Here is a 19,934-nt window from a genome sequence, read left to right on the forward strand (position 1 = left end):
CGCGAGCCGACAGGCCAGTCCGGCGTATGAAATGCGTGTACATGAGAGCTTTGTTATGCATTAATTTACTTTAATTTTATATTGCGTTGGTGGTGTTTCGTAGTACATTGTTGGTTTATATGTGCTTACACCGCTATCGATTAATCTCTGATACCAACTTCTAGTAAGAGACCTATCAACAAATGGATAATTTGGTGTTACAGAAAAAACTATAAAATCTGTTTTTGTTTGTATTTGCACCTGCAAAAGGCGCATTTTACCTTTAAGTCCAACTTTTTTAATGTCAGATATTTCAAATTTCCTATATGCGGCGCTATCTATGTTTTTAGTATTCTTACCCAAGAAAAATAGAAATTCACTAGTTGTAATTGCACAATATCCTTGGCGATCTTGAAGACGATAATATAGATGGCACTTTTGTATCTCTTTGCTATCACCTGTTAAGTTATATTTTTTGGATATTGTATCCACTTCTTGTTCAGTAATTGGATTTGATGCTATACATCCGACAATCAGTAGGGACATAAAAAAAACGATTATAAACTTCATAAATTTAAACCTAGAATATTTTGCATAACGCCTCAACAACCGGCTACTGAAATGAAGCAAAGCTGCTGTGTAAACAGTCCGGCGCCGAAGGTGCGAAGTTCATTGACTTGTTATATATCCATTGGTGAACATATTTCTATCAAGGCGCCATCGATACCACGAACATAAGCTATACGCTGCCCCCACTCTTTATCGGCTGGCGGAGCGATAGAGATCGCCCCCTCTTTTAGTGCGTTATTGTAAACACCATCAACATCTTCGTGCTCGAAAACTATTTCCTGACCTACAGGTTTGTCCGCAAGCGATAGCTTTTGGTAAGCACCACTAAGATTCATTTTACCCATTTCATGGGATGCGAACCCTAGGGTTGCTCCTTCTGTCGATAGCTCGCCATAGAGCAGCTGCCCATTGTCTTCAAATTCTAACTTTATTGGTACACCAAAAGCTTTTGAATAAAAATCCAAAACCTCTTTTACATTTTCCACATAAGTAATCACAAATCCTAATTTCATACTTTCCTCTTATTTACGTATAATACCCGCGTAATAGGCTTTTGCGCTTTTTGCAAAAACCGCAACAATAGGCTGAATTCAGTACAACGAATTGTTATGCACTTTTAAATCCACCGCCGCACTTTGCGACAATACTCTTCATAATCCAATCCAAATTTTCTATGCATTACTTGTTCTTCAAAGGCTATATACCACCGATCAGTAATGAGCAAAAATAGCGCGGTCAGCAGTATAGATGTAATTGCTGACCCCATAAGTAAGGAAAATCCCAGCATGGCGACAACAAGACCAAGATACATAGGATTTCTGGTGTATTTAAAAACGCCTTCAGTTACCAGTTTATCAGGCTCGTCAAATGTCATGATATTTGTGCCTAATTTTCTGAATAGAGTTTTCCCTTCAACCGCAAGCGTCAGACCAGCAACGACAAAAGGCAATCCTATTAAGCTGTATCGGTAATCAATATTGTGCGGAGCCCCCATTCCCCAGCATATCACTCCCATAACGATGATAAAAAGTACAAATAGAACCGGTGGTAATATTTTTTTCATATCAAGTTTCCAGTAAAGTATTGCACTACTATACGGAGCTATCACAATCACTACCTTAACCTATGTTAAACCCATCTCTCTTCTAATTCGCGACAAAGTAACATCAGTTACACCAATATACATCGCTACATGACGAAGTGGTATTAATCTGCTTTCCTCTCCGAATTCGACTAAAAACTGCTCATAGCGCTCTTTTGCGCTAAGCAATAAAAACCCAGCCTCCCTTTCTTCTTTTTTTAAAACGAGGCGTTCGAAAACTTTTCGAAGAAAGTCACCCCAGTTACAATTGCTTTTTGAAAGCTTAATTAAACATTCGTATTCTATTGAACCGATGGTGCACGGTGTAATTGCTTGTGTGAAAAAAGGGCTGGGACTCCCCTCTACCAAAGAACTGACACTAGAAAATGCACCTCCTTTTCTGACCAAAGACTTGTTTCGCTCGTTACCTTCTTTATCAACATAAAAATACCGCCCAATACCATCAATTATAAAGTGAATATCATGAACGACATCGCCGCAGGAAAAAATATAATCCTTCGGTTTGTACGTTTGAAAAGTAAAATACTGATATGCCAAATCTAATTCGACTTGGTCAAACGGTACAATTTGCGAGAAAATTTCATGTAACAATTCGTAGTGAGTATATTCCATCGGCTTACTCGGGTCTAAACGCATAACAGTTTAATCAATAGACCTATTACACTTATCACTATTCTTTCGATCAAAAGTAACTCTTAACTAAATTTAGGCATTTTTTTAATAAAAACAATCGGTTAGATGATAAGGCTCCATTCATATATTTTTGATCAAGAGATCAGAGAATATATGGCACAAGGCTTTTCCCTTGATCAATATTACTTATCCTTTATATTTCAGGGACTTAGGATATCATAAACTGATCGAGAGGATCGGTCTACTGATTTTGGGCTTGCCAAGGTATTCTCTTTAACAGAAAAACTGTTTTCGTATACAGCATTTTGGTTAATTATAATGGATGATATCCGTGTCACTATTTTTCCAAGTTCGCTACGGTTGCTTGATCAGCTTCGGCTGCATATGCGAAAAAATGGTCCGGCTTATCGAATAGAGTAAACTTACATTCATTGGGTTAAGCGGCTTATATATTTTCATAATCAACAGCACCCCAAAATAATGGGATCAAAACAGATTGAGGGCTTTCTCGCAGATTTATCCAACACACACTATTGCTCTGTCAACACACAACGTACTTCGTTAAATGCGCTCGTATATTTATACAGCCACTTTATGTGGTGTCAATCTGGATAATTTAGATTACACAAAATACTCAAGAATATCCTTTTAGGCTTTTATAATTTCATGGCGATTTTTCCAACCACAAGCATTAGCTCATGTGTTAAACCTAGCTATTGTATACATGCTTGATGCACTAACTTTACCCATGACAACCTTTTTTTATCTGGCCATTGGACAGATGAATATGGGCATCGGCTCTACTATAAAATTCGTCGTCTATTTCTCCCATGGATTTCCTTTTAATGTATACACCGCTATAAAGTGAGTGCAGTGGAACGTTTTTTGTATGGTATGTTTGAGCGGAGCGAGTATCACACAAATTGGAGCGTAGTCCGTACTTCACCGTTGATGGCTTTGTTATGTTTTTGGTGTAGAAGTGGAAAAGCAAGAAAAGCCTAATATATTTTTTTTTTCCAGCGACGCCCAAAACACTCCTCAAATTTACTCTCGAATACTTCCGAGCCAGACTTTTTATAAAGGCTTTTAATAGCTTTTAAAGCTACTGAGTCACTTCCGATTGCATTTAGAAGTGCATGAGCATTAGCATGTTCAATTTCTAGCAACATCAAAAATACTTCGGCTGTTAAATCTATCCAACCATCTTCTAAGTATATTGGCTCTATATCTGCATCTTTTCCCGAAACCCATTTAAGCTTGTTTCCAGACCAAGAACCCAATAATGCATGACTATAGCTACCTTTATTCTCGTATATTTCATGAGGCTCACATACCAAGAAACTTAGAGAAGCGCCTAGAAACCAGTCAGATGACAACAGCATGACATGATTGGAAAGCATGTAGCTCTCTAACGGAGTAATATACTCTTTTTTATCATGATTAGATAACTTATAAAAATCTATTCCCACAAAGAGCTTACCTTTGATTGAAATCTAGCGTCTGACACAGCGGGCAATTAGAGCGAAGCGTAAATTGCTCGGCTGAAGTTTCTTGTTACGTGTCTTCTGTATGAAGCAATTCCATATGACTTTTAACTGCCGCTGCTAAACCACCATTTTTTAAAACTTTACCGCCAAGTACCGTTTGGTATGCCACATACATTTGCTTGGCGCACTTTTCTGCTGGCAATTTTCCCTCTCCAGTTCCTAGTCCCGGACATAAAACAGTATTAATTTTCAATGTGTTCCCTTTATTATGCAATAGACACGATTGTATTACAGCTTTAAAAGCTAAATAAGCATTTACAGTTTCACTGACATCTGAGGGAACCCGCATGGTCGGGGCACTAACGAGAAATGGAATATCTTGACGTCCCGTATTTACGACGATTGCATTGCCTACTGGCAACTCTCCAAAATGTTCCTTTTCTAGAACGTCTCTAACTTTAGTCTCTAAATCCCAACCAAAATATTTGCTATATTTAAGATCCAATCCACCATCCATATACCCGAAGCTATTAGCAGGGCTAACTATAGCATCAGCTTTTTCTTTGAGGATATCCCCATCTATTATTTCAACACCTTCAACTCTATCGAAATACTTTTTCCATGCATAAAATAGATCTAAATTAAAAGCGACTAGTTTAAACTTCAATAATATCTCCTATAGACACGTAACACCGCCATAATTTGCCTCCTGAAGCGCAGCGTAAGGCGGTCAATTTGATGGCTTTGTTATAAGCCGTTTCTCTAATTTAGCGATAGCTTTCAAGACTAACTCTCTATTTTTCGATGTTTTTAACCATTTAGGCAATTTTGTAAAATAAGACCACTCTGTACCACCTCCCTCTCTCAAATGAGCAGAGATATAAAGCTTTAATTGTTCCAAGTGAGGTGCTCCATAAGCCCAAACGGTACCATAACGAGTATGTTCTTTTAAAGATAGTTCTAAGCCAAAGAAAGGATCAATAGCATGATCTAATGGTTCAGAGCGGGTAAACTTCAAGAGTACTTTGTTTTCCGATTTGCACTTTGGGCACTTAGCACTCGAAGACTCTCTCTTTATTTTGGCAGCATCATCAAATACTTTTTCCACATGTACCCATTGGAAGCCACAAGCACCACATGGGCGACGCCCCATTCCTAACACAGGCCCGAGCCAACCATCGCGATCAGTTTTCAAAGAGTGGGAACAACTATGGCATAAAAATGTAGCTCGCCAATCTTTCCAATATGGATTTCCATTTACGACTCCAACACCAGAACATTTTGGGCAAACAGCTTCAATTTCTGTTGCCCAATACAAAAGTGGAGATCCTCGATCTAAATATCTAGTGTTCATGATTACTTAAGACTTATAACAGTTTAATCAATAGACCTATTACACTTATCAAGATTCTTTCGATCAAAAGTAACTCTTAACTAAATTTAGGCATTTTTTTAATAAAAACAATTGGTTAGATGATAAGGCTCCATTCATATATTTTTGATCAAGAGATCAGAGAATATATGGCACAACACTTTTCCCTTGATTAATATTACTTATCCTTTATATTTCAGGGAGTTAGGATATCATAAACCGATCGAGAGAATCGGTCTACTGATTTTGGGCTTGCCAAGGTATTCTCTTTAACAGAAAAACTGTTTTTGTATACAGCATTTTGGTTAATTATAATGGATGATATCCGTGTCACTATTTTTCCAAGTTCGCTACGGTTGCTTAATCAGCTTCGGCTGCATATGCGAAAAAATGGTCTGGCTTATCGAATAGAGTAAACTTACATTCATTGGGTTAAGCGGCTTATATATTTTCATAATCAACAGCACCCCAAAGTAATGGGATCAAAACAGATTGAGAGCTTTCTCACGGATTTATCCAACACACACTATTGCTCTGTCAACACACAACGTACTTCGTTAAATGCGCTCGTATATTTATACAGCCACTTTATGTGGTGTCAATCTGGATAATTTAGATTACATACCTGCCGAGCAATACCATAGGCTGCCCGTTGTTTATAATCGGGACATAGAATGAGACATGCATCGAACTTCCGTATATTCCCATATCCAAGGCTGTACCTTGGTCGTTATCCAGTGGCGATACAGTGGTCGAAGTCCAGCAGCCTAAACACTGGCGCGTATCCAATGGGTGTACGGTTGATCGACGAGGTTATAAGGAGCAGCACTGAATGCTCCCCTGATCAGTGATTAATCTGCCATCAGATTATGCATGGTTTAGGGTGCAAGGATGGAGAAGTCACTTCTCCATCCTTGCGCGTGATCCAACGATAAGACGTTGGGCACAAGGAGTGCAACTGTGAACAGGCCCTAGATCTATATTTCCCCTTCTTCCCACTTAACTTTTTTATTTGCATCGAGTTTGTTTGTATCTGCTGTTGAATCACTACTTGGTGTGCTAGTTGTACGTAATTTTTTTGCTAAGAAATGAGAGGCCGATAGAATATTCGGATAAGTCCATGCAAGATCCGCATTCACCTGACAATCAAAGGCATTTTCTAGGTCATGACTTAACGATACCGCATCAACAGAATCCAAACCGTAGGCAATAAAATCCTGAGTCACATCAATTTCATCAGATGCAAGGTTGGCTCGCTTAGCAATCCATTGACACATCCACCGCTCAATATCTTGTTGTAGCAAACTCGGCGTTTGCCCATCCATTTGTTTATTATGATTTAGCACCCACTCAGAAGAAGGGGATGCAATATCACTATTACTGTCATTTCCGTCACCACTCTTAAGGTAATGATCAAGCTCGTGGTCTTCGCCTGCTAGTGTTTGCTCAATATCACCAATATCATTTTCGTAAGCAAGAATATTTACTAATACATCATTACCAGACATTTTTGCAGACTGCGATAAGTAGGCTTGAGCACTTTGTAATATCTGATGGTATTGTCTATCAAGCCATTCAAGGGTTAAATTATTATCACTAGAAAGTACCGATTTTAATGTAGCCAATACAGCTAAGCGTCCGCTGCGCTCATGTAGCCAACGTTCGCCGTCAAGTTGTTTTTCAAATGCGTGGCTATCATTTACCTTCGTCGCCAGTAGCTCAAGATCATGACGTAACACATCGCACACATTTGCATTATCAGAATATTCTTTAATAAAGTTAACAAATACATCCGCTTGTTTGTGTACTCGTGCACCGACAAACATACTTAATGTTTCTGATGGGCCTTCGAATATTCGTAAAATTCTAGCGTCGCGTAGTAATTGTGGTGCAATATTATTTTCAACATAACCCCGGCCTCCTAAGAGTTGTACTAGATGGTCGACCGTTTGCCAAAAATATTCGGGGCCGCTAATTTTGCAAGCGGCATAAAGTTCAATCGGTACCTCAATGCCACGATCAAGACAACTGGCAATATGATTAACTAAGGACTCAACAGCGATAATTGCATGTTGGATATCATTAAGTCGCTCAATGGTTACCGGGTTATCCAGTAGGCGTCCAGTGCTGATTTGCCGACGCCTAGCATAACGTGCCATTAATTGCGCACAGCGTTTCATGCCACCAATACTCGCACTTGTTATTACCAGACGGCCAAATTTCATCGCATCTTGCGCAACAACCATGCCCTGACCTATATTGCCAAGCACCGCATCAGCATTAAGCCGTACGTTGTTAAATATAACTTTACATTGGGATGTTCCACGCAACCCCATAGTTAGAGCCTCTGCTCCCAACTGCAAGCCTTCAAGCCCCTGCTCTACCATAAAAGCTGTAATGCCTAGACTATTGCCTTGTTCGTCATAGGTTTTAGCAAAGACGTGAATCACACTTGCCCACGCTGCTGTGCCACTCCAGATTTTACAGCCATTCAAACAAAAATTACCCTCACTATCGCGAACTGCGGTGGTAGTCATCGCTAGTGGATTGGAACCAGCGCCAGGCTCAGTTATAGCAAATGCTGCAAGGTTGCGACCACTAGCTATGTTTTTCAACCATAACTGTCGCATCCTCTCATTAGCGAAACCTTGTATTGGACGCAGTCCTAATACATTACCTAGTCCAACAAATAGCGCCAACGATGCATCGATCGCACCAAGCTGCTGATAAAGCTTCATGGCTTGTTTATGGTTAAAACCAAGACCGCCATCACTTTGAGGAATTTGAACTCCCATAAGCCCCTTATTCCCCATATCCAAAACAATATGAGGAGGGATACAACGGCGTTCATCTATTAATTTTGAGTTAATGCGTTTTTCAGCATATTCTCTTAACCAATTAAGTATATTGTGCAGTTTTGCATCATCTTCACTATTCTGTTGGCGAAGACCTGCGTCAACAATGTTTTGATTTATTGGGTGTCGGTTTACTGGGTTTTGTTTTCCTTCATCTATGGCACTCCAGTGATATACGGTTTTGAGTTGACCTGCAAGATAAGCTTTTTTCATAGCCACACGCTGTATTTTGCCGCTGGTAGTACGCAATAATGATGCGGGTTTTATCAGTATCAATGCATGTAATTGTAATTGGTGGGATTCAGCAAGTGCGCCTCGTACCGCAGCCACAACCTTGTCGGATTCTTCTTGTGTTATCCGTCCACGGTTCACCTCATGAACTACAACTAATCGTTCACTGCCTTCGACCTCAACAGAAAAAGCAGCGCCATCGCCACGACTAAATGCAAGATGGCATTCACTTACAGAAGCCTCAATATCCTGTGGATAATAGTTCTGTCCGCGAATAATAATTAATTCTTTAAGACGGCCAGTTACTACCAATTCATCATTGGTAATAAAGCCCAAATCTCCAGTACGCAAATAGGTTTTATCGTTACCTATCACACTCGCTTTGAAGACTTTTTCACTGAGTTCTTGTTGGCCCCAGTACCCCTTGGCAACACTAGGCCCACTAACCCAAATTTCTCCTACTTGGCCGGACGCCATCTCTAATTGAGTGTCAGGGTGCACAATTTTCACATCGTAATCATGGTGAACTCTACCAGAACTGGTAAGCTCCGTTGCCGAGTCAAAAGATGAAGTATCAGGTGATGGACACGTTTTGTAAACTTCACTTGCTACCTTGCTACTTACCATAAGCGTTGTTTCTGCCATACCATAGCAAGGAGTCAACGCCTTGGCATTAAAGCCATAAGGCGCAAAAACTTCAGAAAACTTTTTTAAGGTTGTGGTGTTAATCGGCTCCGCACCATTAAATGCTAAGCGCCACGAACTTAAATCTAATTGCTGTTTTTCTTCCTCAGAAATACGTTTTATACAATGATCATAAATAAAATTGGGGCCGCCAGAGGCCGTTATACCTAGTTGGCTAATGGCTTTTAACCAACGTCCAGGTTTTTGTAAAATATCTAACGGCGACATCATATACATATTCATACCTAGATAAAATGGTTCAAGTACTGAACCAATCAACCCCATATCGTGGTATATCGGCAGCCAACTCACGCAAACATCTTCTTTGCTTAACTGAAAGCCATCGGTAATCACTTGCAAATTATTGAGTATATTAGCATGGCTAACCATCACACCTTTTGGTGTACCTGTCGAACCCGAACTATATTGCAAAAAAGCAATACTCTCGGATTCGCTGTCAGGCCATTGCCACAATGTTGAATCACCACATTCAATATTATCGGTCTCCCATATTGGGATACTCGTGTCGGTTAATTTTTCTTGCTGCCAACTGACAATATTTTTACTAGAGCTTTGGGTAGTTAAAATAAGCGCCGGCTCAGCATTTTTAAATACCGAATCAAATCGTCCCCAACGACGACGATTGCCCGGTGGATAGGAAGGTACAGCGATAACCCCAGCATAAATACAGGCAAAAAACGCGATGATATAGTCCAGGCTATGTGGATATAGTAACAACACACGTTCACCCTGAGAACACTGCTGTTGAATTCTTGCCGCTAGCGCTTTTGCTTTTGCCAATAAATCTGTATGAGTTAAGCGGCGATATTGCTCATCATTTGCGAGAGAAATATCTTTGCCCAAGGCTAAAAAATCTTCGCCATGCAGATAAGTATATGCTGGCACTTTTTCTTGTTCACCTAGAATTTCTCTTTTTTTCTCTAACCAATGAACGAGTGATGATTGGCCAGTTTTAAGCATTGCTAACTCCAAATATAGATTTAAATTAAAGCTCTTTTCTTCATCGCAGATAGAATTGCATATACATTTTGAAGAAAAAAAGAGAGATATGGGTCAAAAAATTCGATTTAAGTAAGAAACCAGTTAAACCATTAAACATTAACAGACTTACAATAATATAAATGGCTGAATGGCTGAATGGCTGTTGCACTGTGAACATCTAAAAATTCAGTGCGGCATCCTGCGATATAGTAGCCTGTGCTTGGTTGCCCGATACGCTATTATTTTTTGTAATTTCACTCATAACCCCCGCATCAAAACGAAAGATCCTATCAGCACAGTCAAAATACTTATCATCATGAGTAATAGCAATTATGGTTTTACCCATTTTTTTCATTTCTGGTAACAGCTCATGATAAAAGAACTGGCGAAATCTTGGATCTTGATCGGCAGCCCACTCATCGAGCAACACCAATGGAGAAGGCGACAAATAAACATTTAACAAAGCTAAACGCTTACGCTGGCCAACAGATAAATCGGTGGTAGATAGGACACCGTTTTTTATAGTAACTTTTTCATGTAATTCCAAGCGTCTTAGATAATGGTGAGCCAGCTCATCTTTTTTAGTATTTGAGACACTATTTCCTTCTGGCACAAAGGTATGGTCAAATAAATAGAAGTTCGAGAGAACACTAACAAAATGGCTGCGATACCAAGGCAGTTCTTCTTTTCCGATGAGTTTATCATTGAGTAATATTTCACCCTGCGAGCAATGATAAAGACCCAGTAGCAGTTTAGCAAAAGTAGATTTACCGCTACCATTACCCCCTATTATAAATAAGGTTTCACCTGAGTTAATCGTTAGATCTAGAGGCTTTAAGGCAAAGCGATAATCATCTTTTACATTATCAGAGGGATACGTATAAGCAATTTTCTTTAGCTCCAGTGTTGTAAAAGATGTTATATCATCTGTTGCCACTAAACTAGAATCATTGGTGGTATAAGCCTGATTAAATTCAGCCAAGTTAAGCTGTTCAATTTTATTAAGCGAGACGCTGCCTGCGATAATTGTCGGAACCATATCAATCAAAATAGTGATAGGTGTACGCAAGAACATGATGGCCAGTACAAAGCCTGTAATCACTTCCAACGGTGCTTGGAATACTTCAACCCCTAAAAATACTATCACTCCCATCAAACTAAAGATCAAAGCAACCGTCCAATTGAGCTTAAACGCCCAGAGAATGTCTGCACGACGCTTGGTTTTGCGGTAGTCTTGCGCTGCTGGCCGCAACAATTTTTCATACACATAATGGCGTCTAGCGCTGTCTATTTTTAATTCGTTACACCCGTGAATAACCGCTTCATATTGTTTAAACATAGTATCTTCAAGTTCACGAGAACGTTTAAAGAACAATACCATTTTGCGAGTAAAAATGCGGTCTACCACCAGCCCTAGTACCGTTGTAGCGAGAGTTAAGAGTAAAAATGGAAGTGACAGGTAAGCAAGATATCCAATACAACCTAGTAGTAATAATGTATTGTAAAGGGCCAAAGGCAAACGGCTAAATGCTACACCAATATCATTAATATCTTTAGTCAATACTGCATATAATCGATGCGCTCCCGCTCGCTCTTGATCTTCTATTTCGGAAGCCAAAACACGATTTACCATCGCCATGCGCAAGCGATAAATTATGCGTTGTCCAATACTAGAAAGTAACATTTGAGTTACAAGCCCAGAGGCTAATAGACCAACAAGTAAAAAGATAAAACGCCAACCATAGGCCGAAAAATCTGCGCGATATTGCTCAATCATCTGGTTGATCAGGGCAATCAAGCTAATACCCATAAAAGCGCTTAAGCCACCAATTACGATTGCCAATAACAATAGACGTGTGGAATTTTCAAATAATACTCGAAATAGTTTCACTGCACAGATTCCTGGGTAGCTAGCGCTAGATTATCAGTACTAAGATGTTTATTGTGCTCGAACTTCTTTAAAATTGTGTCTTGTATTGACTGAAGCAGCTCTGTACTTTTTAGTATGGAAAAATGGCTTTCCCCAGAGCGGTGTAATGTTAGATCTTTAGCAGTATAGAGTTGCCAATCTTTTTCTATCTGTGGTCGACCCGCCAATTTTTGCTCTGTCATCCACACGGTTAATTCACTCTCCACACAAGGTACTTTATTATTTTTCACTAAACGACTGGCCTGTTTGTCTGCCATAAATTTTACTTTTAACTGTGCATGATTATATTCGCGCCCTAAATAGCCTTGGCGAAGACCGTATTCGATCAGTTGATCGATGCCCTGTTCATAGTCCAGAGGTGCTAATAACTCTTGGATATGATCAATCAGTACTGAAGAAATATTGATACCTTCATTGTTAATATAATTGAGAAAATCTCTAAATAATTCGTCTACATCGTCATCTGTGTCACGGCTTCGCAGTTCGTAAAATTTCGGATCATAGTCAACGACACCTACCCACGTGACTTGCTCGTTGCCATCCTGTTTCTCTAGATACTCAGCCACCGCTAACGCAATATGACCACCCAGGCACCACCCCATTAAATAATAAGGCCCTTGCGGCGATACACGTTTTATTTGGCGGGCATAATCTGCGACTAAGGATTCCATCGAACGAGGAATTTTTTCACCCGATAATAAATCTTGAGCTTGGATACCCATAACTTCTATCACCGGGCTTAGTTTTCGTGCCATATCACGATAACAATTTACATGACCGCCTGCCGGGTGGAAACAAAACACTCGAGGTACATTTTTATTAGCAGTATTAAGCGCAATTACCTGGGCATATCCCTGCCCTTCCTCACTAGCCTTAGCAGACAAAAGCAGTGCAAAAGTACGAATAGTTTGGCGTTGAAAAATACTGGTGACAGGAAGTGCTTGATTGAAGGCAACACGAATGTCTCCCATGGCTTTAATCGCTGCCATGGAGTCCCCCCCTATTTCAAAAAAGTTGTCGTCAATACCAATACGATCCCGTTGCAAGGCTGCACACCATAAGCTAACCAGGCGCTGTTCTATTGGGTTTGTCGGCGCTTCATAAGAAGAAAAAGTCTGAGCGTCTACTTCAGGTAACGCATGTTTGTCCACTTTGCCGTTAGTGTTAAGAGGAATGCTATCAAGACGATGAAAGGCTTTGGGTATCATGTAATCAGGAAGTTGACTTTGCAAATGGCGTTTGAGCGCTTCTTCTATTTGTTTCTCAGCTGCGCCACTATTGATGGTTTCTTTATTTTTATCGTCATCGTCTTCAAGCAACCAGTAAGCGGCGAGAAAAGGATTTTCAACTTCTGCTCGCAAAGTAACAATGGCTTTACGGACTTTAGGGTGTTGTTGCAGACAGTGTTCAATTTCACGAATTTCAATACGATGCCCATGTAATTTAATTTGGCCATCGTTACGGCTTAAGTATTCCAGATTACCATCTTCTCGCAAGCGAACACGATCACCACTGTTGTATATGCGGCTACCGTCATTGGCAAAAGGGTTGGGAATAAATGCAGCAGCAGTAAGTTTTGGCTGTTTAAGATAAGCTCTCGCCAGTTGTATACCGCTAATATATAAAATACCTACCGCCCCACTAGGAACTAGTGACAAGCTATCATCTAATATATAATAGCCTGTGTTATCATGGGGTTTGCCAATAGGCAACACGGAGGGAAACTTTTCACCAGATGGCGTAGCAGAAGATAAAACGGAGTATAGCCCGGTATAAATAGTCGCTTCAGTTGGGCCATATTCATTAAACAACCTTATTCCTTTCACACCTTCTCCACGTCTCTCTGCGTCTATACTTTTTACATCATTCGTACTCTTTGCGCCTTTGGTATCTATCATGCCTATGGCCAAAAGCTGCTCTGCTAATGCTCCTGGAAGGGCTTCACCACCACTTAGAAAAGTCATCGTACTTGCGTGCTTAGGCCATTTAGTTTGGTTATGTATTAATAGATTCCACGTTGCAGGTGTCGCTTGAAAAACACTAATATTATGCTGTCCAATCATTTCGATAAGTGCTTCGGGATCACGCCGCTGTTCTTCGTTAGCAATAACCACAGAAGCTCCGTTCACCAAAGGCAATAATATTTCTAGTGCGGCAATATCAAAGGCAATGGTCGTAATCGCCAACCAATTATCTACAGGTGTAAGACTAAGCTTACGTTGATAGGCCCTTAGGAAGTTCACCAAAGCTTGCTGGCTTATTTGTACACCTTTAGGTTTTCCAGTAGAACCTGAGGTAAAAATAGTATAAGCAAGCTGCTCTGGATGATAAGGCACCTCAGGATTTTCTTTTCGCGTGTCTGTCACTTTATCCAGTAGAACCAACTGTTCAAGTATGGTTTCTATCTGATAGTAAGGGGCACTATCAGCCACCCTTTTATCCTGTGCTTTGTCTCGCGACCCTAAAATACAAAGTGCCTGACATTGTTTGATCATAAATGCTCGGCGTTCTGAGGGGTGAGTCGGATCGAGAGGTAAATAAGCACAGCCCGCTTTAAATGCCGCTAGCATAGCAATCACTAATTCACGCTTGCGCTCGATGGACAAAGCAACAATCGGTTCTACTTGTTGTGGCCGTTCTGATTTAAGAGCAATAAAAAAATGAGCCAAACAGTTCGCTTGTCGATTAAGATCAGCATAAGTCATGCTGCCAGCAGAATCCTCTAGCGCAATCGCTGAAGGTTGCATGTATGCCTGCTGCTCAAACTGTGAGATAACCGTTTCCCCGGCCAAAGGATAAGCAGTTTGATTAATGTTATAGACTTGACGTTGAAAGTCGGATTTATCGAGATAACTCAGACGATGAATTAGTTGTTCAGGCGTTGCCAATACCTGAGATAGTAGCGCTAAATAACTGCGCAAGAGTGCCGCTATGGTAGCGCTGGAAAAAATGTCGGCATTATATTCAAGATGGCCGACAAAACCATCTTCATGATCAAGTATAGACAGCGTAAGGTCAAACTTAGCATTAGTATTTGGTAGCGCTTCTGTGGAGATATGTAAATCGCCAAGTGACAAAGACTCTCCTTTTAAAGCATTGGCTTGCTTATAGTCGAACATTACCTGAAACAAAGGACTGCGGCTTAAATCTCGCTCAGGGCTTATGCTATCGACTAAATATTCGAAGGGAAAATCTTGATAATCCTGTGCAGCTAAGAAACGCTGATGGCACTGTTGTATCGCTTGCTGGTAATTCATTTGAGATGTAAGCAGCAAACGCATGACCTGAGTATTGACAAAAAAACCTATGGTATCTTCAATCTCAAGTCGTTGACGATTCGCTACCGGCACTCCCACGCGAATATCATTCTGCCCGGCAAAGCGAGACAATAACACCTGATAAAGACTCAATAACACAATAAACGGTGTCGTGTGTTGCTTCTTAGCTAAGTCACGTACACCTTGGCTGTCCTCACGACTCAGCGTAAACGGATGCTGAGCACCAACAAACCGTCTTGTTGCTGGGCGAGGATAATCACAAGGCAGGGATAACACTACGTCACAATCATCCAATTGCTGCCGCCAAAACATTTCCTGTTTTTGTAAAGTTTCTCCTTGAAGATAGGAGCGCTGCCAGTGAGCATAATCGCCATATTGAATTTTTATTGCTGGTAATTGGGGTAAACCACCAGCGCTAAAGTCCTGGTACAGTTGCGTAAATTCACGCAAGAAAATAGTATTTGACCAAGCATCAGAGATGATATGATGAATCGCCAACACAAGATAGAATTCTTGGTCATACCAAGTGATTAAATCAGCTCGTAATAACGGCGGCTGGCTCAAATTGAAAGGTCGCTCGCTTAACATATTAATAAAATCGTGCAATACCTTTTTATCATGCTCGTCGCGAAGGTCATGGGTGTTCACCACAAAAGCAGCATCCTCATGTATTACTTGCACGGTTTCACCATCGCGCTGAGAAAAGCTCGTCCGAAATACTTCATGCCGATCCGTCAAGCTTTTAAAACTACGCGTAAGTGCCGTCACATCCAAATTTCCACTCAGTTTAAATAAACGTGGAATAACATAGTTTTGGCGATTAGCTTCCAACTGATCGAGCACCCATAGGCGCTGTTGGGAAAAAGACATAGGTGCCCATTGCAGATTTGGACGCTTAGCAATAACGGTGTGTGAGGCGGCTGTTTGGCAAACAGTTGTATTAGTGACTACAGTATTGGAAGACTCGTCAAAACCCTCCTCTGCGAGTAATAGTGCGAGTAAATCATCTTCCTCAAAAGCGTTATCGATCGTCATGTTATACCGCCTCGTTCTCTGCTTTCACTTCAGCTTTATTTTCACTCTTGCCAGAATCTATCGCACTTTCACTTTTTTCACCTTCGCTTACATTGCCAGATACTTTTTTTTGTGCCGCCAAAGCTGCCCTTTGCTCTGGTGTCATCTGTTGTAATTTAAGACGTATACGAGCGGTGGCTTCGGTTTTACCCGGTGCACTTTCGCGAGCGATTATGGCTTCGGCTAACTGGGCGACTGAAGGATGTTCGAAAACAATTCCCGGTGCTAATTCCATCTGTAATAAACGACATATACGAGCGGAAATTTTTATCGCTAATAAGGAATGCCCTCCCATGTCAAAGAAATTGTGTTGTACACCTAAAGAATCGACACGTAATTGCTCTTGCCAAATATTCACTAATAATTTTTCTAAATTATTTCTCGGCGCAATAAAAGTGGTTTTTATTAATGGTGCTGCGGGTAGCGCTTTTCTGTCAACCTTACCGTTTGCAGTAATAGGCATTGTATCGAGCACGATAAACTGCTGGGGCACCATATAGTCTGGCACGTGCTGTTTTAGGTAAGTTATCAGCGCATCACGATCAAATGTTTGTTGCTCATTGCCAGCGTTATCATGACTAGCATAATCACTAGCCACTGTAAGATAAGCTATCAATTGTTCATTCTCCCCTTGAGATGCCACCATAACTAACGCTTTATTTACGCTCTTATGACGCATTAGTAACGCTTCAATTTCACCACTTTCGATGCGATAACCGCGAATTTTCAACTGGTGATCACGTCTACCTAAAAGTGTAATATCACCATTAGCCTGTACCCTTGCCAAGTCGCCACTGCGATACATACGCACGCCGGGCGTGTTAGCAAAAGGATCGGGTAACATAACGGCGGCAGAAATAGCCGGCTTGTGCAAATACCCAGAACTCAACTGTGCTCCGCCGATATAAACTTCACCCACAGTGCCAGTAGCAGCTATCTGCATAGTCGAATCTAGCACGTAGATATGACTTCCAGGCATCACCTGCTCAAGAGAAACCGGTGAGTTTAAGTCATAGTCCTGATCGATTTCTTTTGGCAATTCTTTGACTAGAACACCCACTGTAGTTTCGGTTGGCCCGTAATGATTAAAAATACGTAACGTACTATTTGATAATTGCTTATTTGATAACTTAAGAGAGGCTGCACGTATTTTTTGAAGGAGCTTTGGTGGGCAGGATTCTCCTCCTAAAATTAAACGTTTTTTCGGCAAAAAAGAAATACTGTCATCAAGTTCTTCGCTACCTAGTAAAGCGTCAAGATGGGAAGGCACAATTTTCATGCAATCTAAGGGCATCTGCTGAGCGCGTTTATTTAATAATTCACTTTGAATGCAGGTGGCTTGATCGAGGATATGTAAACATCCCCCCGTGCATAAGGCAGGAAAAATCATCGTATTACCAAGATCCGCCACTAGAGTTGAGCTTAAGCCATAGTGCCAAGAAGAGCGCCAAGAAGAGTCGCCGTCTTTACCAACGGCTTCTTTATTTATTTTTAAGGGATCTAAAGAAGCAGTATTAAATTTAAGCGTATTAAGCTCAAGGTTCTCTACCGCCCCTGCAATATAGTGATTTAACTGCCCGTGCTCAATAACAACCCCCTTGGGACGACCGGTAGTGCCTGAGGTATAAATAATATAAGCTGGACTCTTAGAGGTAATAATTCTCTGCGGCGGTAGTTTTGGAAATAGTTGTGAAGACGGCTTATAATCTTCACTAGCCCCATTCTCATTTTTTTGAGGATTTGTATATTCTTGTACAAGAATACTAAGTATAAGATGACGAGACGCTTTCCAGTTTTGGCCGTCGTTGAACGTTTGAAAGAATTCATCACTGGAAACACCGGCTACACTATCGGTAGCGGTAATTAAAAATGCCTCGGCATCTTCAACTATGCTTCTCACCCTACCGATAGGCTGCTGCGGTTCTAATGGAATAAAACAAGCACCTGCTTTTAATACTGCCAATAAAGTAACAATATAATTTCCCGTGCGTTCTAAACAAATGGCTACCTTAGAGTTGTAATCCACGCCTTTCGCTATTAAAGCATGTGCCAGCTGATTGCTGTCGCGTTCGAGATCATAATAACGCCAACGCTGATGATCATCAATTAGAGCCAAGGCATCGGGGTAATGTTGAGCAATATGCGTAATTTGCTTTGGCACATTACTATTGCTATCAACAAGTGTGTTATTAGATATATCACTTCGATGCAGAGCAGAACGCCAAGCTCGTTCTTGTTCACCAATAATGCTGTATTTTGTAAGGTTTTGTGAGGATTGACTTGCTATATTTTTTAACAGGCAAAGAAACTGTTGTAATAATAGAGCAGCAGCTCCTCGGTCAATCCGTGTCGAATCATAATCAAGTTGCAGTGAGAGATCATTTTCTTTTCTACTCTCTTCGCCACACATATCTAACTGACAGTGTAAACGCAAAGCAAAAGGTTCTTGGGCCAGTGCTAGCGCAGCAGAAGCAAAATTTAGAGTCGCTGGGACAGAGCTTGTTGCGAAGGTTTCGTTTTTTACAGCACCTTCGCCAGCGCTAAATTCATAGGCAAAATGACTAAATATTTTTAATAGCTCAGGATCTGAAGGTGCCATCTCCTGCCATTCACGCATCGAAGCCATGTGCTCTGTTATACGTGGCAGAGTGTTAGCTAAAGAAGCTTCAGGTGGAAAATTCAAAGTAACAGGTAATGGGCGCAAGAATAAGCCAAAACTCGATGTTAATTCCTCATAATCTTCACGACAATCATGTAACCAACTTATATGTACAGTATTTGTCTGTGTATGACGACTGAGTAAGGAGGCCCAGGCAAGGAGCAACAAACTCTCTAGCGGGTCACTATCATCTTGGCAGGCATCTTCATCCATGTGCACTTTTTCCTGCGCAAGTGTCACTAACTGCTGTCGTAACTCCGGGCTTAGACTTTCGCACAGTGGTGCATAATCTTCAGGATTGGAATAGCAGTAAGCATGATTTGTGTGTGAGCGTTTTAATAAAAACTCAGGCAGCCCTTGCTCTTTTGCTGCGGCGGTATGTTTTTGCCAAAAGCTATGGGCTTGTTCTGCTGTTTCATCTTCGGCCATGTCATAAAGCCACTCAGAAAACTGCGGGTAGCCAATGAATTCATCTTCATCAACGTAATAGTCACTTTGATAAGCGGCGGCTAACGCCCGAGTAAAACGAGTCAGACTTCCTCGATCAGCCGATAGTGCCGGCATCGCTACGACTAAATAATGACAAGCCTGATTTTCCCCTGGAAAAAGATCACAGCTTAAGGTGGTTTGTCTTTCATCTTGACTGCTATTTTCATTTTCTACGGCAGAATCTGCCATAACTTTACTCACCAGAGCTTGCGCTATATTTGCTTGTGCTAAATGTGCTTGTGATGCAAATTGCGAGCTTAACTCTAACAGGGCTTCAGCCTCGTGAATTTGCCAAGCAATCAATGTTTCATCCATTGTAAGCACTTCTTGTACGAGACCATCGATGCCCGGCAATTTACGATAGTGGCTACGCAGTGCATCTTGTGTCGCGACGACGTCGGTGATCGCTTTGTGCAAAGCTTGATTGTCAAGAACCCCGTCTATACGGATGCAGAGAGCTATAGTAGGCAAGTTCAAGGATTCACCCTGCCAATGATTAAAACCTGCAAGATTTATCTGTTGTATCGTCGATAAACGCAAACACTGTGCTGTATCTTTCATAATTATCAAAGCATCAAAAAAATTAACG

13 protein-coding genes are annotated in these 19,934 nt (G+C 40.9%); 2 read left to right on the forward strand and 11 right to left on the reverse strand.

The window, feature by feature from the left end; genetic code table 11:
• Positions 1-60: 60 nt before the first annotated feature.
• The 4 genes from BVC89_RS19750 to BVC89_RS19765 all read right to left on the reverse strand — a co-directional run bounded on the left by BVC89_RS19750 (position 61) and on the right by BVC89_RS19765 (position 2,263).
• Positions 61-549 (reverse strand): hypothetical protein, encoded by a 489-nt coding sequence (locus tag BVC89_RS19750; RefSeq protein ID WP_086932852.1) that lies wholly within the window; start codon positions 547-549, stop codon positions 61-63.
• Positions 550-659: 110 nt separating this feature from the next.
• Positions 660-1,061, reverse strand: a complete 402-nt coding sequence (locus BVC89_RS19755) for a VOC family protein (RefSeq protein WP_086932853.1) — start codon at positions 1,059-1,061, stop codon at positions 660-662.
• A 104-nt stretch (positions 1,062-1,165) separates the two neighbouring features.
• On the reverse strand, positions 1,166-1,612 hold the full coding sequence (locus tag BVC89_RS19760; protein WP_086934684.1) for a methyltransferase family protein: 447 nt from the start codon (positions 1,610-1,612) through the stop codon (positions 1,166-1,168).
• Between the two features lie 60 nt (positions 1,613-1,672).
• Positions 1,673-2,263, reverse strand: coding sequence for a Crp/Fnr family transcriptional regulator (locus BVC89_RS19765; protein ID WP_086934685.1), 591 nt, complete (start codon positions 2,261-2,263; stop codon positions 1,673-1,675).
• 447 nt (positions 2,264-2,710) lie between these two features.
• Between BVC89_RS19765 and BVC89_RS30765 the strand changes: the two genes are divergently transcribed.
• Positions 2,711-2,899, forward strand: coding sequence for a site-specific integrase (locus tag BVC89_RS30765; RefSeq protein WP_086932854.1), 189 nt, complete (start codon positions 2,711-2,713; stop codon positions 2,897-2,899).
• 383 nt (positions 2,900-3,282) lie between these two features.
• Here BVC89_RS30765 and BVC89_RS19775 read toward each other — a convergent pair whose 3' ends face one another.
• From BVC89_RS19775 to BVC89_RS19785, 3 genes are all read right to left on the reverse strand, one after another.
• Entirely contained in the window at positions 3,283-3,753 is a 471-nt protein-coding gene (locus BVC89_RS19775; RefSeq protein WP_086932855.1) for a hypothetical protein, read from the reverse strand.
• Positions 3,754-3,838: 85 nt separating this feature from the next.
• The gene (locus tag BVC89_RS19780) at positions 3,839-4,438 is read right to left on the reverse strand and encodes a macro domain-containing protein (RefSeq protein WP_086932856.1); all 600 of its coding nucleotides are present in this window, start codon (positions 4,436-4,438) and stop codon (positions 3,839-3,841) included.
• Positions 4,439-4,501: 63 nt separating this feature from the next.
• On the reverse strand, positions 4,502-5,089 hold the full coding sequence (locus BVC89_RS19785) for a hypothetical protein (protein ID WP_216825016.1): 588 nt from the start codon (positions 5,087-5,089) through the stop codon (positions 4,502-4,504).
• A 476-nt stretch (positions 5,090-5,565) separates the two neighbouring features.
• Between BVC89_RS19785 and BVC89_RS30770 the strand changes: the two genes are divergently transcribed.
• Positions 5,566-5,754 (forward strand): site-specific integrase, encoded by a 189-nt coding sequence (locus BVC89_RS30770; RefSeq protein ID WP_086932857.1) that lies wholly within the window; start codon positions 5,566-5,568, stop codon positions 5,752-5,754.
• Between the two features lie 366 nt (positions 5,755-6,120).
• On the opposite strand, the gene BVC89_RS19795 is transcribed toward BVC89_RS30770, so the two are convergent.
• The 4 genes from BVC89_RS19795 to BVC89_RS19810 all read right to left on the reverse strand — a co-directional run bounded on the left by BVC89_RS19795 (position 6,121) and on the right by BVC89_RS19810 (position 19,906).
• Positions 6,121-9,894 (reverse strand): AMP-binding protein, encoded by a 3,774-nt coding sequence (locus BVC89_RS19795; RefSeq protein ID WP_086932858.1) that lies wholly within the window; start codon positions 9,892-9,894, stop codon positions 6,121-6,123.
• Positions 9,895-10,093: 199 nt separating this feature from the next.
• Positions 10,094-11,806 carry a cyclic peptide export ABC transporter gene (locus tag BVC89_RS19800; protein WP_158658041.1) on the reverse strand — a complete coding sequence of 571 codons (1,713 nt, stop codon included), beginning with the start codon at positions 11,804-11,806 and terminating at the stop codon, positions 10,094-10,096.
• Positions 11,803-16,158, reverse strand: coding sequence for a non-ribosomal peptide synthetase (locus tag BVC89_RS19805; RefSeq protein ID WP_086932860.1), 4,356 nt, complete (start codon positions 16,156-16,158; stop codon positions 11,803-11,805). Before BVC89_RS19805 ends, BVC89_RS19800 begins: the two co-directional genes overlap by 4 nt.
• A 1-nt stretch (position 16,159) precedes the next feature.
• A complete protein-coding gene (locus tag BVC89_RS19810; protein ID WP_086932861.1) occupies positions 16,160-19,906 on the reverse strand; it encodes an AMP-binding protein in 3,747 nt (1,248 codons plus the stop codon).
• Positions 19,907-19,934 lie beyond the last annotated feature (28 nt).

Source organism: Agarilytica rhodophyticola (genome assembly GCF_002157225.2).
Taxonomy (GTDB): domain Bacteria; phylum Pseudomonadota; class Gammaproteobacteria; order Pseudomonadales; family Cellvibrionaceae; genus Agarilytica; species Agarilytica rhodophyticola.